Source organism: Pseudomonas sp. FP818, assembly GCF_030687335.1.
In the GTDB taxonomy this organism is placed as follows: domain Bacteria; phylum Pseudomonadota; class Gammaproteobacteria; order Pseudomonadales; family Pseudomonadaceae; genus Aquipseudomonas; species Aquipseudomonas shahriarae.
Genome location: NZ_CP117427.1, coordinates 4,374,159 through 4,388,635 on the forward strand (window position 1 = coordinate 4,374,159; position 14,477 = coordinate 4,388,635).

At 60.7% G+C, this 14,477-nt stretch carries 15 protein-coding genes and 2 pseudogenes; 10 read left to right on the forward strand and 7 right to left on the reverse strand.

What is annotated here, in order from left to right; genetic code table 11:
* Nucleotides 1–249: 249 nt before the first annotated feature.
* Nucleotides 250–1,305, reverse strand: a complete 1,056-nt coding sequence (locus PSH80_RS19795; protein WP_305418026.1) for an MBL fold metallo-hydrolase — start codon at nucleotides 1,303–1,305, stop codon at nucleotides 250–252.
* Nucleotides 1,306–1,437: 132 nt separating this feature from the next.
* On the opposite strand from PSH80_RS19795, the gene PSH80_RS19800 reads away from it, so the two are divergent.
* Together PSH80_RS19800 and PSH80_RS19805 are read left to right on the forward strand one after the other, a co-directional pair.
* A complete protein-coding gene (locus PSH80_RS19800; protein WP_057441915.1) occupies nucleotides 1,438–2,061 on the forward strand; it encodes a TetR/AcrR family transcriptional regulator in 624 nt (207 codons plus the stop codon).
* Nucleotides 2,062–2,257: 196 nt separating this feature from the next.
* On the forward strand, nucleotides 2,258–3,316 hold the full coding sequence (locus PSH80_RS19805) for a diguanylate cyclase (protein ID WP_057441917.1): 1,059 nt from the start codon (nucleotides 2,258–2,260) through the stop codon (nucleotides 3,314–3,316).
* A 118-nt stretch (nucleotides 3,317–3,434) separates the two neighbouring features.
* Here PSH80_RS19805 and PSH80_RS19810 read toward each other — a convergent pair whose 3' ends face one another.
* Nucleotides 3,435–4,322 (reverse strand): LysR family transcriptional regulator, encoded by an 888-nt coding sequence (locus tag PSH80_RS19810; RefSeq protein ID WP_120733961.1) that lies wholly within the window; start codon nucleotides 4,320–4,322, stop codon nucleotides 3,435–3,437.
* Between the two features lie 80 nt (nucleotides 4,323–4,402).
* On the opposite strand from PSH80_RS19810, the gene PSH80_RS19815 reads away from it, so the two are divergent.
* Nucleotides 4,403–5,110 (forward strand): CTP synthase, encoded by a 708-nt coding sequence (locus tag PSH80_RS19815; protein WP_057441921.1) that lies wholly within the window; start codon nucleotides 4,403–4,405, stop codon nucleotides 5,108–5,110.
* Nucleotides 5,107–5,463, forward strand: coding sequence for an antibiotic biosynthesis monooxygenase (locus PSH80_RS19820; RefSeq protein ID WP_057960460.1), 357 nt, complete (start codon nucleotides 5,107–5,109; stop codon nucleotides 5,461–5,463). The genes PSH80_RS19815 and PSH80_RS19820 overlap by 4 nt, the downstream gene beginning before the upstream one ends.
* 6 nt (nucleotides 5,464–5,469) lie before the next feature.
* Here the strand turns inward: PSH80_RS19820 and PSH80_RS19825 are convergent, their stop codons facing one another.
* Nucleotides 5,470–5,793, reverse strand: coding sequence for a DUF2025 family protein (locus PSH80_RS19825; protein ID WP_057960461.1), 324 nt, complete (start codon nucleotides 5,791–5,793; stop codon nucleotides 5,470–5,472).
* A 246-nt stretch (nucleotides 5,794–6,039) separates the two neighbouring features.
* On the opposite strand from PSH80_RS19825, the gene PSH80_RS19830 reads away from it, so the two are divergent.
* Together PSH80_RS19830 and PSH80_RS19835 are read left to right on the forward strand one after the other, a co-directional pair.
* Nucleotides 6,040–7,167, forward strand: coding sequence for a glycerophosphodiester phosphodiesterase (locus PSH80_RS19830; protein WP_057960462.1), 1,128 nt, complete (start codon nucleotides 6,040–6,042; stop codon nucleotides 7,165–7,167).
* Nucleotides 7,168–7,842, forward strand: a complete 675-nt coding sequence (locus PSH80_RS19835) for a helix-turn-helix domain-containing protein (RefSeq protein WP_200656303.1) — start codon at nucleotides 7,168–7,170, stop codon at nucleotides 7,840–7,842. It begins immediately after the preceding gene.
* Here PSH80_RS19835 and PSH80_RS19840 read toward each other — a convergent pair.
* Entirely contained in the window at nucleotides 7,834–8,712 is an 879-nt protein-coding gene (locus PSH80_RS19840; protein ID WP_305418033.1) for a sterol desaturase family protein, read from the reverse strand. The two genes, PSH80_RS19835 and PSH80_RS19840, sit on opposite strands and share 9 nt — an antisense overlap.
* 151 nt (nucleotides 8,713–8,863) lie before the next feature.
* Here PSH80_RS19840 and PSH80_RS19845 point away from each other — a divergent pair, with 151 nt between their 5' ends.
* Nucleotides 8,864–9,169, forward strand: a complete 306-nt coding sequence (locus PSH80_RS19845; protein ID WP_038442689.1) for a PepSY domain-containing protein — start codon at nucleotides 8,864–8,866, stop codon at nucleotides 9,167–9,169.
* Between the two features lie 51 nt (nucleotides 9,170–9,220).
* Here PSH80_RS19845 and PSH80_RS27445 read toward each other — a convergent pair whose 3' ends face one another.
* Together PSH80_RS27445 and PSH80_RS27450 are read right to left on the reverse strand one after the other, a co-directional pair.
* A complete protein-coding gene (locus PSH80_RS27445) occupies nucleotides 9,221–9,988 on the reverse strand; it encodes a methyl-accepting chemotaxis protein (RefSeq protein WP_370693747.1) in 768 nt (255 codons plus the stop codon).
* Between the two features lie 165 nt (nucleotides 9,989–10,153).
* Nucleotides 10,154–10,942: pseudogene (locus PSH80_RS27450) on the reverse strand (hypothetical protein); the annotation flags it as partial.
* Nucleotides 10,943–11,017: 75 nt separating this feature from the next.
* Here PSH80_RS27450 and PSH80_RS19855 point away from each other — a divergent pair.
* Both PSH80_RS19855 and PSH80_RS19860 read left to right on the forward strand, forming a co-directional pair.
* Nucleotides 11,018–11,231 (forward strand): annotated as a pseudogene (locus PSH80_RS19855) (CorA family divalent cation transporter); the annotation flags it as partial.
* Nucleotides 11,232–11,377: 146 nt separating this feature from the next.
* On the forward strand, nucleotides 11,378–12,994 hold the full coding sequence (locus tag PSH80_RS19860; RefSeq protein WP_057960466.1) for an inorganic phosphate transporter: 1,617 nt from the start codon (nucleotides 11,378–11,380) through the stop codon (nucleotides 12,992–12,994).
* A gap of 93 nt (nucleotides 12,995–13,087) precedes the next feature.
* On the opposite strand, the gene PSH80_RS19865 is transcribed toward PSH80_RS19860, so the two are convergent.
* A complete protein-coding gene (locus PSH80_RS19865; RefSeq protein ID WP_057960467.1) occupies nucleotides 13,088–13,531 on the reverse strand; it encodes a multidrug/biocide efflux PACE transporter in 444 nt (147 codons plus the stop codon).
* Nucleotides 13,532–13,621: 90 nt separating this feature from the next.
* On the opposite strand from PSH80_RS19865, the gene PSH80_RS19870 reads away from it, so the two are divergent.
* Nucleotides 13,622–14,476 (forward strand): LysR family transcriptional regulator, encoded by an 855-nt coding sequence (locus PSH80_RS19870; RefSeq protein WP_057960468.1) that lies wholly within the window; start codon nucleotides 13,622–13,624, stop codon nucleotides 14,474–14,476.
* The last annotated feature ends 1 nt before the right edge of the window (nucleotide 14,477 follow it).

A 14,477-nucleotide genomic window follows, 5' to 3' on the forward strand; every position in this document is an offset into this window, starting at 1 on the left:
ACGTTGACACATTGTCTGCCGACCCAGAAGGAGCGGCAGGCCCACAAGGCATTGCGTTAAAGGTGTTGAACACCAAAGGCAACCCCACGGAACAGGGTGCACCGGGCGACAAGGTTTTCCTACATTTGTCCTCCATCAGGCCCCACTCCCAGAAAATGGCTTTCCGAGATCATCGCACCCTTTTCCAGTCGATTCTCCGGGCAGAAATACCTTGAAAGCCCTTTTACCGTGCGGCTTTAGCAACCCCTTTCAACTCACTAGCTGTTCTGCCGCCTGGGCCTCGACATCCAGCCACCAGGCACGCCCACGTTCAGGGGCAGCCAGCATAAAAGCCTGGCCCATGGCGGGTGTGGCAATTGACACATTGCGCTCCCAGGCCAGGGCCATGATGCGGTCAAACGGCTCATGCCAGGCATGAAATGCCAGGTCAAAGGTGCCATTGTGGATCGGCAGCAACCAGCGCCCCTTCAGGTCGATATGGGCCTGCAAAGTTTGTTCGGGCTGCATGTGGATATCGGGCCAGTCGACGTTGTAAGCACCGGTTTCCATCAGCGTCAGGTCAAATGGCCCATATTGCTCGCCAATACGCTTGAAACCTTCGAAATAGCCGGTGTCGCCACTGAAAAAAATACGCCGGGCATCATCGACCATCACCCAGGACGCCCACAGCGTCTGGTTGCCATCAAACAGGCCACGGCCGGAAAAGTGCTGGGCTGGGGTGGCGACAAAGTGGATGCCCTCCACTTCAGTGCCCTGCCACCAATCCAACTGCCGCACCTTGCCTGGCGCCACACCCCATTTGATCAAGGTGTCACCCACGCCCAGTGGCGCGAGAAAATAGCGCGTCTTGGCGGCCAATTGCACAACGGCTTGGCGGTCCAGGTGGTCGTAATGGTCATGCGACAAGATCACCGCCTCAATCGGCGGCAGTTCTTCAAGGCTGATAGGCGGCTGATGAAAGCGCTTGGGGCCGGCCCAATTGAAAGGCGAAGCCCGCTCGGCGAACACCGGATCGGTCAGCCAGAACTTGCCGCGCATTTTCAGCAGGACGGTGGAATGCCCCAGGCGGTAGACACTGTGATTCGGGGCGCTCAATAACTGCTCACGCGTCAGGCGCTGTACCGGGATTTCACCTACCGGCCGCGTGCTGCGGGGCTTATGAAAGAGCATCTTCCAGAAAATCTGTAGCGTTTTGCCAAAACCTGCACGGCTGACCGGCGCATGATTATTGAACTGACCTTGCTGCTGCTCGGACGATTTGAGCGCTGGGGAAGAGGTATCGACACGGGTAGAGATCGTGGCCATTACAGAGTGACTCCGGTACGTTCTGCTGATGCAGGTCAACAACTACACTGCACAGTGTAGTTTCAAGATTGCAACAAAACCCGGACCAAGTAAACTACCGAGTGTAATTTTCTTCCCAGAGCCGAAAGCCCCATGACTGCACCTCAACGCCTCACCGACCGTAAACGCGAAGCCATTGTGGCAGCAGCCATTGCCGAGTTTCGCGATAACGGTTTCGAGGTCACCAGCATGGACAAGATCGCCGCCAGCGCTGGCGTATCCAAGCGCACGGTGTACAACCACTTCCCCAGCAAGGAGGAGTTGTTCACCGAGATCCTGAATAAGTTATGGGCCAGCAGCGTTGCACAACTGGATGTCAGCTACAGCAGCGCACAGCCCCTGCGTGACCAATTGCGGGTGTTGCTGCAAGCGAAGATGAAGATGATGTCGGACGCCAACTTCCTCGACCTGGCCCGCGTGGCAATTGCCGCGACCATCCATTCCCCGGAGCGGGCCCAGGGCATCGTCAATCGCCTGAGCGAACGTGAAGAAGGGTTCACATTATGGGTGCGCGCAGCGCAGGAAGACGGTCGCCTCAAGCCCGTGGACCCGTGCTTTGCCGCCCATCAGGTGCAAAGCCTGCTCAAAGCCTTCGCCTTCTGGCCGCAAATCACCCTGGGCCAACCCACCCTGGATGCGGCTACCCAGGCCAACGTGATCGAGTCAGCAATGGACCTGTTTCTGGCCGGCTACGAGATTGCCACCCGCCCCCAATAAATCCCTCTGTCGTCAATACGACACTGGCGGGTCGTTTTTGCCTGAATCCTGCGGATCCCCGCGCAAATGGCCTGGAAGGACACTGATTATTCCTGCGTAAATCACTGACAATAATCACCTGTCATCTGGCGTAAATGGCCTTTTGACAAGGCACGCCTTCGCAACTTAAAAAAAGAACAACCTGACGCAGGAATCTATGGAAAACCTTCGAGGCAAAGGGCTGTCGTTTGCCCGGCGCATTTATCGGCCGCGCATTCTCGGGCTGGGCATCGGCAGCCTTTGCGTGCTGGCCGCCCTATACCCGCTGGCCATGCCCGGATGGGTCTGGGCACTGTGGCTGTTCAACGGGTTTATCTGGCCGCACCTGGCATACCAGCTATCAAGCCATTCAGCGTTTCCGTACCAGGCCGAGCGACGCAATCTGCTGTATGACTCAGTGTCCGGCGGGTTCTGGGCCGCAGCCACACAATTCACGCCCCTGACTGCAGTGACCATCCTCGCGATGATGACCATGCATAACGTCGCGGCGGGCGGCAAAAAGCTGATGATCCAGGGCATGCTCGCGCAACTGGTGGGCGTGGCAGTGGCCTGGCTGGTGTTCGGTCCTTCGTTCAACCCCAATGTCGGCCTGATCCAGGTGTATGCCTGCCTGCCGATGCTGATTCTCTACCCCGTCGCCATCGGCATGGCCAGCTATCGCCTGGCCATCAAGCTCTCGGAACACAAGCGCGCCCTGAGTGCCTTGAGCCGCACCGACAGCCTGACCGGCCTGCTCAATCACGGGTCGTGGAAGGACTTGCTGCAACTGAAGTTTCACAAGTGCCAGCAGCAACAATCCCAGGCCACCATCGCACTGATTGATGTCGACCACTTCAAGCAGATCAACGATGCCTATGGCCATATCGTCGGCGACCGGGTCTTGCGGCAACTGAGTAAGGAATTGCAGCGCAATGTGCGGGAAAATGACCTGACGGGCCGCTACGGTGGCGACGAGTTCTGCGTGATCCTGCCGGACGTGTCGCTGGAGCAAGCCAGTTATGTGATGGAACGCCTGCGGGAAATGTTCAGCCGCTACCGCGACCCGCAGGTTCCAGAACTACGGGTCAGCCTGAGCATTGGCCTGGCGGCCTACCAGGTGCAATTCACCCAGGCGCATATGTGGCTCAACGCGGCGGACCAAGCCCTGTACGCCGCCAAGGGCACCGGGCGCAATCGGGTGACCGTCGCCGATTCACTGGTCGCACGCTCCGCCTGAAGGGGCTAATTATTCAGACCGCATGTTCGTCCACCCTGTAGAAGCCAGCGACGCCGTGCGGGCGGTGAGCATGTTTGCCAATGCTCGGCTGGGCTTGTAGGCGCCGGCTGGCCGATGTCTATAAAGGGCGACGCAGGTGCCGGCCCAGCTCATCGAACAACGTCACCACTGAACGCAGCGCCCGACTGTCCGGGCGCGTCAGTAACCACAAGGCCGTGTCGTAACCCGTAAGCGCCGGCCCCAACGGCTGCAATCCCTGGCCATCCGCCAAGAGAAAATCCGGCAGCGCCGCCACGCCCAGACCGGCACGTACCAATTGGGTTACAGACAACATGCTGTTGCACCGATAACTGGGCCTTACGCCGGGTAAATGCTGGCGACGCCAAGCCACGGTGGGATGGTCGGGCAAGAAATCATCCGGGGCGATCCACGCCAGGGCCGCCAAATCTTGAGTAGCGTGTTGCTCTATGTAACCGGCACTGGCGCAGACCCGATAGGACACCGTCCCCAAACGCCGTCCCACCAGGTGCTCCGGCGGCGTCCTGGTCAGGCGCAAGGCAATATCCGCGTCGCGGCGGCTGAGGTTGGCGAAATCATTGGACGTACTCAATTCCAGGGTCAGTGCCGGGTAAGCGGGCATGAACTGCGCCAAGGCCGGCAATAACAGGCCCTGCAACACTGAGTCGGTGCAGGTCAGGCGCACCGTGCCGCTGATCACTTCACCGCCCTGCTCGACCCCCACGCGGGCTGCCTGCAGCGCCTGTTCGGCACGCTCGGCCTGCTGGGCCAAGGTGGTGGCCAAGCTGGTCGGCAGGTAACCGGCGCGGCTTTTTTCGAACAGTGCCTGCCCCAAAGACGACTCAAGACGCCGCACGGCCCGAAACACCGTAGACACATCCACCCGCAGCAAGGCCGCAGCCCGCGCCAAAGTGCCGCCACGCACCAGGGCAAGGATCAGCGCCAGGTCGGAATAGTCGATTTGATAGTGCGTGGCCGCATTGAACATGTGGGGTAACGCCAATATTGATTGCGCGAACGCCAATCTATAGTGCCCTTCAGGACTCGACAAGCCATTGGACGCACGCCATGACCCTCACTGCTCTGCACCTCGCCCTGATCGGCGATTACGATCCTCAAGTCACCGCCCACCAAGCCATTCCCCTTGCCCTGCAACAGGCGAGTACACACCTGGGGCTGACACTTCAGATTGAATGGCTGGCCACCGACACCCTTAAGGACAACCACACCTTGCAGCCTTTCGACGGGTTCTGGTGCGTACCTGCAAGCCCCTATCGCGATGCCGACGGGGCGTTGCGGGCGATCCGCTTTGCCCGCGAACAGCGGCGTCCTTTCCTCGGCACCTGCGGCGGTTTTCAACATGCCGTGTTGGAATATGCACGCAATGTGCTGAGGTGGGCCGATGCCGAACATGGCGAGCTGGCACCTGATGCGCCACGGGCGGTGATCGCCCCCTTGTCGTGTGCTCTGATCGAAACCATCGCGCCCATCCACTTGATGGCCTTCACCCGTATCGCCGAGGCTTACGGCACCCTTGAAATCCAGGAGGGTTATCGTTGCCGCTATGGCCTCAATGCCGACTTCAAACAGGCACTGCTGGAGGACAATCTGATTGGCAGCGCCCATGATTCGGCGGGCGAGGTGCGGGCGATAGAACTGCTGGACCATCCGTTTTTTGTCGCCACTCTGTTCCAGCCAGAACGCGCGGCACTTACCGGTGCCAGCGTGCCGCTGGTCAGCGCATGGCTCCAGGCCTGCCTGGAGCGCTCGGCATGATCGCCCAGACACCCTCCCCGCCCTACTACGCAGTGATCTTCACTTCCCTGCGCACCGAGACCGACCAAGGCTACGCACAGGCCGCCGACCGCATGCTCGAACTGGCCCGCCAGCAACCGGGGTTTCTCGGTGTCGAATCAGCCCGCGGCGATGATGGCCTGGGGATTACCGTGTCCTACTGGACCAACGAGGCCGCCATCCTGGCCTGGAAACAACACGCCGAGCACCGCAACACCCGCGAACAGGGCAGGGCCATCTGGTACGGCGCGTTTCAGACACGGGTATGCAAGGTAGAACGGGCTTATGCCTTCACCGCAAACGGCACCACCCCCGCGCCTACGGGATTGGCGTGATGGCGATCAACCCACCAGGCTGCGCACCGCGCTGATCTGCGGGATCTCCACCCGGCGCATATACACCCGCAGCGGCTCGGTGATGTTGATGCGGTCGTCGATGTTCTGGTCCAGCAGCAGTTGGATGTGCTCGCGGGACAGGGTCATGGCCTGGTCGGCCGCCGGCTGCCAGACAAACTCGCTGGTGGGGATGATGCCGTCGTCGGCGACGTCCATGCCGAACGAGTCTTCGCTGAAACGCACGATGTAATGGCCGGTCTTGCGGTTCAGGCCGACAAAGCCGTTGAGTTGGTCGGCGGCCTGGCAGATGAGTTCTGAAGTGATGCGCATGCTAAACCTCACTGAAAAATCCCACAGGGGAAGTGAACGATGGTTTACACGCGAGGCGGCGAAAGAAGGCAATGCAGGTTTCCCTCTGGCGGGGAAACTCGGGCCAAGAATACTGCATAGCACGGCACAAAAGCGCAGAAAAATAGCGCATGCGCACGTTAATGTCGGTTTGGTGATAGCGCGATTTGCATGCAATTGTTAAAAAGGAAGCCTTCTTGAAGCTCCCCCCACGAAAGGACCTCGCACATGCCTGCTACGTTTACCAAGAGTGCCCTGCTGCTCGCACTGATGATGGGCCTTGGCCACGCACAGGCTGCAAGCCCCATCAGCCCGGTAGAACTGGCGACCAAGGACGGCATTCCGCACCCTGCCGTGATCGCCCACCGGGGTGCGTCCTACGATGCACCGGAGTCCACCGCCGCCGCCTACAAGGTCGCCCGCGACCTGGGTGCCGACTACCTGGAACTGGACCTGCAACGCAGCAAGGACGGCGTATTGTTCGCCCTGCACGACGATAACCTGCAACGCACCACCGACGTGGCCACCAAGTTCCCCGAGCGCAAGGACAGCCCGGCCAACGAGTTCACCTGGAAAGAGCTGCAAACCCTGGATGCCGGCAGTTGGTTCAACACCGCCTACCCAGAGCGTGCGCGCCCGGGCTTCGTCGGGTTGAAAATCCTCAGCCTGGACGAAATCATCAAGATCGCCGAAGGCAACCCCCAGCATAAACCCGGCCTGTACATCGAAACCAAAGAGCCCAAGCAGTTCCCGGGGATCGAAGCCGATCTGAAGGACAAGCTGTTGGACAAGGGTTGGCTGAGTTCCGTGGGTTCCAAGCTGGGCAAGAGCAACACCGGGGTCGGCCAGGGCAAGGGCCGCGTGGTGTTGCAGACGTTCGAGACGGCCAGCCTCAAGGAACTGCAGAAAGAGATGCCCAACACCCCGAAGATCCTGCTGCTGTGGGTAGGTGAAGGCGGCATCGAGCCCAAGTCCAAGGTGACTTTCGCCGAATCCGGCGAACCGACCAAGGCGGCCTACTATGCCAAGCAGGAACCCAAGGACGCGGCCGAATTCGAGAAGTGGGTCGATGAAGCCAAGAGCCTCGGGGCGATTGGCACTGGCCCATCGGCACAACTGACGAACCTGGGCGACCAGAGCTATTCGGACCTGGTCAAGCCCGAGATGAACCAACTGACCCACGACAAGGGCCTGCTGGTGCACGTCTATACCGTCGACGAGCCGGTGGATTTCGAGAAGGTCATGAGCGCCGGGGTCGATGGCATCTTCACCAACCGCGCCGCCGAACTGCTGAAGTTCTACAAGCGCTGGCCGTCTTCCAGCGTGCAGGATCTGCTGCAGGACAGCGGTTACTGAGTGAGCGAGTGGTCAGGCCAACTGTGGCTGGGGCCTGATTACGGCCTGATCCTCGGTGAGACGGGGCGTACGGCGCCCCACGCGCATTACGCCCATCAATTTATCCTGTCCGCGGAGAGCCCCATCACGGTCAGCCTTGATGGGCACCTGCAAACGGCTTACCGCCTGTTCATCCCCTCTCGCCAGCCCCATGCCATCGTGCATGCCCCCGGTACGGTGTTGATGGCTTATGTGGAACCCGGTGCATTTGAAAGCGAGTCGTTGCAACACGCCCTGGAGACCGCCGACTTTTCCCATGAGCGCCTGGAGCAGACATTGCGCCAGCTACCACGTCGCCAGGCGGACGATGAGCGCGTGCAACGCGCCCTGCACACCCTCGATCAACAGTTGAGCGGCAAGGTCTCGGCGCAGTCATTGGCGCAGGCGGCGCACCTGTCGTTGAGCCAGTTGGAGCGCCTGTTTGTCAGCCAGCTCGGCGTGCCGGTGCGGCGCCTGGTGATGTGGCGCCGCCTGCGCCTGGCCCTGGATCTGGCCCTGAACGGTCACACCCTGACCCAAGCGGCCCATGGCGCGGGGTTTGCCGACTCGGCGCACTTCTCGCGGACCATGAAGCAACTGTTTGGCGTGACCGCTGGGGCCTCCTTGCGCCATCTTCAAGTACATCTCCTACAGTAGTGCGCTTGGCACCGCAGGTTCCTTGCTCAGTTGCGCCGCACTGAAGGGATCACGCAACTGCTCGACGTAATCCACCGGAAAATCCGGCCGGCTGCCAATCCCAAGGTCGCCCTCGCCCATTCGATAGTCCTCGGTGTAAAACGCAGTCCCCAACAGCCAGTCCCACAGGTTGAAAAACAAACCGAAATTCACATCCCCTGCGCGCCCGTACTTCATATGGTGGAAGCGATGCACGGGCGCCCAGGCAAATACCCAGCGCAACGGCCCCAGGCGCATATCGACATTGGAGTGCTGCAGCAACAGTTGGATGGCAATGGCCAACGCCAGCAGCATCGCCACCTCCAGCGGAATGCCCAGCAGGATCAACGGCAGCAAGCCGGCTGTGGCCTCCAGCATCTGGTGCAAGGGATGCTTCATCAAGCCATTGAACCCATAGAGCCGCTGCACGCTGTGATGCACCGCATGCAAACGCCAGAGTGCGGCGATGCGATGGCTGGCGTAATGCATCAGGGTGATGCCCGCATCGGCAATGATGATTGCCAGCAGCAATTGCGCCCACAGCGGCCAGGCGCGCGGCCAGGCGCCCTCGATCGCCAGCCATGCCGTGAGCAGCGGCAATGCCAGCAACCCCAGGGCATTCAGGCTTTCATTGACCAGCGCGTGGAGGACATCCCGGCGTCGGTCGCCCAGAGGGCGGTTCCACTGGGGCTCGTAGGGCAAGCACAGCTCGGCGATAAACGACACGCCGATGGCCAGCGCAAACACCGCCAGCAGCCACTGCGATGCCCCTAACATGACCAACCAGAGCCCCGCGCCAATAAAACCCGCCCAGAACAAGGGCGCGTACAGCCAAGCCAATATGTGTTTCATAAGTGTCTCCCGTGGGTGAGACACCAGCATGAAATTCCCCGGCGCGGGGCGATTGAACAAACAACGCAAACGTCCTACACAATTAAGGGTAAATTAAGTTGCGCGGGGTAATCTGATCCCACTTAAACAGCTCACCCCAAAGGACCACATCATGAAAAACCTGACCGCTCTGTTCGCTGCTGCTGCCCTGACTCTGACTGCCGGCCTGGCCCAGGCCGATGTTCGCCCGGACCAGATTCCAAGCCTGCTGCAATCGGGCGCCGTGAAGCCATTTGAACAGCTGAATGCCGCCGCCCTGGCCAAACATGCCGGCGCCACCATCAACGACACTGAGCTGGATAACGAAGCCGGGCGTCTGGTCTACGAAGTTGACCTGACCGACACCACTGGCAAGAAGTGGGATGTGAAGCTCGACGCCAAGACCGGCGAAGTGCTGGAAAACAAGCAAGACACTTAAGTTGCCCCGGCAACACAACGCGCCGCCTTCGGGCGGCGCAGTTGTGTCTGGTCAGGCGCTAAGGCGCGCCGTCACCTCATTCAGCTCAGCAGACAGCCCACGCAGGTTATGACTGGCCGCTTCGGTGCGCTGCACGTTGTCCAGGTTGGCGGTGGCCACCGTGGTGATTTGCGTGATGTTGCGCGAGATATCCTCGGCCACCGAGGTTTGCTCTTCGGCCGCTGTGGCAATCTGCCGGTTCATATCGCGGATCGCCTCTACAGCCTGGGTGATATGACTGAGCATCGCCCCGGCCTGGGTGACCTTTTCGACACTCTCATCACTGCATGACTGGCCGCTGACAATCGCCTCGGCGGCATCCACGGCGCCGGTCTGCACTGCCTGGATAATCTGGTTGATCTCGATAATCGACGCCGCTGTGCGTTGCGCCAGGCTGCGCACCTCATCGGCCACCACCGCAAACCCACGTCCGGCTTCGCCTGCTCGCGCGGCCTCGATCGCCGCATTGAGGGCTAGCAGGTTGGTCTGTTCGGCGATGCCGCGAATCACTTCCAGCACCGTGCCGATGCGCACGCTGTCTGCTTCCAGGCGGCGGATGATGCCACCGGTGTTGAGGATCTCGTTGCGCATCTGGCCGATGGTGGCAATGGTCACTTGCATCACCTCGCCGCCCTCACGGGCCGAATGATCGGCCTCGTCTGCTGCCCGCGAAGCGCTGGCGGCGTGGCGCGCGACTTCCTGGGCGGTGGCGGACATTTCGGTCATCGCCGTCGCCACTTGATCGGTACGGCTGAACTGATCCTGGGTGCCCGTCGCCATCTGCCCGGCAATCGAGTTCAACTCGCCACTGGCGCTCACCAGGTCCTTGGCACTGCGCTGTAGGCGGCCAAAGGTTTCAGCGAGGAAGTCGCGCAACGTATTGGCGGCTTGGGCCAAGTGCCCCAGTTCATCCTGGCGCTGGCTGGCAACGCGCTCGGCAAACCGGCCATGGCTCAATTGGGCCACATAGTCGATCAGGCCACGGATCGGCAAAATCAGGTTGCGGTTGATCAACCACAGGCTGAACAGACCGATCAGCCCTCCAGACAGCACCATCACCGCCAGACCCAGCATCACGGTACGTTCGGCATAGGCGCTGATTGCCAGGGATTGCTGCTTGCCCTGCTCACGCAGCAGGGTGACCAGCGCGCTCATCTGCTCGCTCACCGTGCGGTCCACGCCCTTGACTGCGTTATCCCCAGCCGCTGCATCAGCCCCGGCGGCCAAGTAAGCATCTCGCCCCTTCTGGTAGGCGACACCCAGCATCTGGTGCTCTTGACGCAAGGTTTCCAGGCGACGGCTCAAGGCTGGGTCGCCCTGGGTGTTGCTCACCAGGCGCGCCAGGATGCCCTGCACGTCTTGCTGCCGATCCTGGAACTGCCCCCAGTACTTGTTCATGTCCTGGGGCTGCTTGCCACGCAGCAGGACGTTTTTCCATTCCTGGACCTGGACCTTGAATTGCAGGTTGGCTTCATCAATCAGCTGTGAGGTTTGCAACGGCCCCTCCAGCAAACTGCGGTAACTCTGCACACCGTTGGAGAGAAAATGAAAACACGCCAGGGCAATCAACAGCATTGCCAACAGGCTGCCACCGAGCAACGACAGGATCTGTGCTCTCAAGGACTTTCGCAAAAAACTCATCGGGGAAAAGCCTCGAAACAGGGAAATGGGGACCTGCACCGCAACATCCCTGTCAGCCAACACATGGCCAATCCAATGGCATGCTTGCACCATGAATCGGCCGGACTAGACACTTCTTGAGCCCAGTGGATGAGTGGCCGGGCAGCGGCGGCCTGTGACTGACAAAAAATAGGCGAACGGATCGAGTTGTTGCAGGAAGAAATCGCCGCCAACCTCAACGAACAAAGCAACCGCACGCTGTTTACCCTGACGGTGGTCACGGTACTGGCGCTGCCGATCAATATCATCGCGGGCTTCTTTGGCATGAACGCGGGTGGCATTGGTGGCGACGTTCACCTTGATTGCCGGCAGATGGGCGTTTCGCAAGCGCCAGGATGACTAAGGCTCAAATGCAAACAACCTATGGGAGCGGCGGCGAGTTTTAGACCAGCGGCCGGCTGACGACACCAAACACTGACTTGAGGCAGCACCTCTGTAACATTCTGCAATGACCATGGGAAACATCCTCCCCACTCTGGATGCTCCGGCATGGCCACCCCTTCCCTGACCGCCTCCCACCAGGCAGCCGCCCCTGACGCAAAACCGCAACTGGACACCAAACCCAGCCTGCTCACGGTGATCGTGTTCTTTTCCGTGCTCGCCATGGGCCTGTTGTTCACCGCCTACAGCCTGATGCGCGACATGCACGAACTGGGCACGGTGGTCACCACCTGGACCCCATTCCTGCTGCTGGGCGTGGCGCTGCTGATTGCCCTGGGGTTCGAGTTCGTCAACGGTTTCCATGACACCGCCAACGCCGTGGCGACAGTGATCTACACCAACTCGCTGCCGCCGCAATTCGCGGTGGTCTGGTCGGGGTTCTTCAATTTCCTCGGCGTGCTGCTGTCCAGTGGCGCGGTGGCCTTTGCCATCATTGCCTTGCTGCCGGTGGAGTTGATTTTGCAGGTTGGCTCTTCCGCCGGTTTTGCGATGATCTTCGCCCTGCTGATCGCGGCGATCCTGTGGAACCTGGGCACCTGGTGGCTGGGTTTGCCAGCGTCGTCCTCCCATACGCTGATCGGGTCGATCATCGGGGTGGGCGTGGCCAATGCCCTGATGCATGGCCGGGATGGCACCAGTGGCGTGGACTGGGCACAGGCGATCAAGATCGGCTATGCGCTGCTGCTGTCACCGCTGATCGGTTTCGGCTTTGCCGCCCTGCTGTTGCTGGCGCTGCGGGCCTTTGTGAAAAACCGCGCGCTGTACAAGGCGCCCAAGGGCAACACCCCGCCGCCGTGGTGGATTCGCAGCCTGCTGATCGTGACCTGCACCGGCGTATCTTTTGCCCACGGCTCCAACGATGGCCAGAAAGGCATGGGCCTGATCATGTTGATCCTGGTGGGCACTTTGCCCATGGCCTACGCGTTGAACCGCACCATGCCGGCCGATCAATCCCTGCAATTTGCCGCCGTGGCTGAAGTCACCCAGCAAGCCCTGGTCAAAATCGCCCCGCAACCGGCGCCGGTGGACCCACGACCGACGCTGTCGACCTATGTGCGCACCAAGGACGTCACGCCCGAGCTGATCCCCGCCCTCGCCGCCCTGACCGGGCATATCGGCGAGCAAGTCAAAGGCTACGGCTCCCTGGCCAAGGTGCCCGCCGAGGCCATGGGCAACGTGCGTAACGACATGTACCTGACCAGCGAAACCATTCGCCTGATGGACAAGGGCAAAGTCGGAAATTTCGACGCCGACACCGAGGGCAAGCTGCAACTGTTCAAGCAACAGATCGACAATGCCACGCGCTTTATCCCGCTATGGGTGAAGATCGCCGTGGCCATCGCCCTGGGCCTGGGCACCATGGTCGGCTGGAAGCGCATTGTGGTGACCGTCGGCGAGAAAATCGGCAAGACCCACCTGACCTACGCCCAGGGCGCCTCGGCGGAAACCGTGGCCATGCTGACCATTGGCGCCGCCGACATGTTCGGGTTGCCGGTATCGACCACCCACGTGCTGTCGTCGGGCGTGGCCGGGACCATGGTGGCCAATGGTGGCGGCTTGCAGATGAAGACCATCCGCAATCTGCTGTTGGCCTGGGTGCTGACGTTGCCGGCGGCGATTGTACTGTCGGGCAGTTTGTACTGGTTGTTTACTCAAATCTTCTGAAACACCGGCACCCGGGCGTGACCGACAAGGTCACGCCGGTAGCTCGTGAATAACCCGAGAGTGCCGCATACATTCAGGATGCCCGCGTCATCGTTAACGTCCTTCGCGAGCAAGCTCGCTGTTGAAGAATTTTCCCCGCAGCACGTCGTAGCCCCAGTGGTACACATAGGTGTACGGCAGGAAGAACAGCAGCACGCCGATATCCAGAATAAACGCCTGCATCAGGCTGATGTTCAGCCACGCGGCAATCAGCGGCACGGCGAACAGAATCAGCCCGCCCTCGAACAGCAGCGCGTGCATGATCCGGGTCTTGACGCTATTGGCCAGCTGCAGGCGCACTTTGAGGCGGTCGAAAAGGCTGTTGAAAATCATGTTCCAGGTCAGCGCCAACAAGCTGATAGCCAGGGTCACAGCACCCATTTCCAGGGCCGGCCGGCCAGTGATCCACACCAGCAGCGGCGTACAGATCAACAAGGCCAGGCCTTCGAAACCCAGGGCCTGCAAAGCGCGTTCAGTGATGGACTTGGTGGTGTTCATAAGCCTTGCTCTGTGAATGTCGAGGGTTGCCATCATCACTCCCGCACTCGATACTTCATAATCAATAACCATCGACCAAGGCGATAGATGATGGCCTCTCATGAAGTGTTGCAAGCGTTTGTGCAAGCGGCGACCCAAGGCTCGTTTTCGGCAGCGGCACGCAAGCTGGGCAAGAGCCAATCGACCGTCAGCGCCGCAGTGGCCAGCCTGGAGATTGATCTGGACGTGGTGCTGTTCGACCGCAGCAGCCGCAAACCCACCCTGACCCCGGCCGGGCATGTCCTGTTGCAGCGCGCCGAGCAGGTGCTGGAAGCCAGCAGCCGCCTGGAGCTTGCCGCCAGCCAGTTGTCCCAGGGGCTGGAACCCAAGCTCAGTATTGCCATGTCCGACACCTATCAGTCGGGACGTTTTGAAACGCTGCTCAGCGCCCTTGAGCAGCGTTATCCGGACCTGGAGCTGGAGTGGCTGATTGCCGAATGTGAAGACCTTATCGCCCTGGTCCAAAGCGGGCGGGCGCAGCTCGCGTTTATCGAGGCGCAGGAGGTCTACCCGCCAGACCTGACCCATGCCACCGTCGAAGAGCGCGCGCAACTTGCGCTGTTTGTATCGCCGCTGCATGCACTGGCCGGCCTTGAGGGCATCAACCAGCAAACCCTGGAACAACACCGGGAGCTGCGCCTGGCAAGCATCATCAACCCCAATGAAAACCGGCCGAGCGGCCGTGTATGGTCCGCCCCCAGCTTTTTGATGCTGATGGAAATGGCCATCCTCGGTTTTGGCTGGGCCCCCTTGCCGCGCTGGCTGGTGGAGCGTTTTGCCAATGGCCAGCTGGTGGAGCTCAAGGCGCGCGGCTGGCCACGTTCGGTGGCGGTGGATGCCTTGTGGTCACGACAACAGCCGCCGGGCCCGGCCGGCAGTTGGTTGCTGCAAAAGATGCTTGAGTAAC

Coding starts and splice junctions, on each gene's coding strand:
- PSH80_RS19830 (WP_057960462.1), top strand. CDS start 6,040: ATGCCTGCTACGTTTACCAAGAGTGCCCTGCTGCTCGCACTGATGATG.
- PSH80_RS19825 (WP_057960461.1), bottom strand. CDS start 5,793: ATGCGCATCACTTCAGAACTCATCTGCCAGGCCGCCGACCAACTCAAC.
- PSH80_RS19795 (WP_305418026.1), bottom strand. CDS start 1,305: ATGGCCACGATCTCTACCCGTGTCGATACCTCTTCCCCAGCGCTCAAA.
- PSH80_RS19845 (WP_038442689.1), top strand. CDS start 8,864: ATGAAAAACCTGACCGCTCTGTTCGCTGCTGCTGCCCTGACTCTGACT.
- PSH80_RS19865 (WP_057960467.1), bottom strand. CDS start 13,531: ATGAACACCACCAAGTCCATCACTGAACGCGCTTTGCAGGCCCTGGGT.
- PSH80_RS27445 (WP_370693747.1), bottom strand. CDS start 9,988: ATGGCGACGGGCACCCAGGATCAGTTCAGCCGTACCGATCAAGTGGCG.
- PSH80_RS19800 (WP_057441915.1), top strand. CDS start 1,438: ATGACTGCACCTCAACGCCTCACCGACCGTAAACGCGAAGCCATTGTG.
- PSH80_RS19860 (WP_057960466.1), top strand. CDS start 11,378: ATGGCCACCCCTTCCCTGACCGCCTCCCACCAGGCAGCCGCCCCTGAC.
- PSH80_RS19840 (WP_305418033.1), bottom strand. CDS start 8,712: ATGAAACACATATTGGCTTGGCTGTACGCGCCCTTGTTCTGGGCGGGT.
- PSH80_RS19870 (WP_057960468.1), top strand. CDS start 13,622: ATGGCCTCTCATGAAGTGTTGCAAGCGTTTGTGCAAGCGGCGACCCAA.
- PSH80_RS19805 (WP_057441917.1), top strand. CDS start 2,258: ATGGAAAACCTTCGAGGCAAAGGGCTGTCGTTTGCCCGGCGCATTTAT.
- PSH80_RS19815 (WP_057441921.1), top strand. CDS start 4,403: ATGACCCTCACTGCTCTGCACCTCGCCCTGATCGGCGATTACGATCCT.
- PSH80_RS19810 (WP_120733961.1), bottom strand. CDS start 4,322: ATGTTCAATGCGGCCACGCACTATCAAATCGACTATTCCGACCTGGCG.
- PSH80_RS19820 (WP_057960460.1), top strand. CDS start 5,107: ATGATCGCCCAGACACCCTCCCCGCCCTACTACGCAGTGATCTTCACT.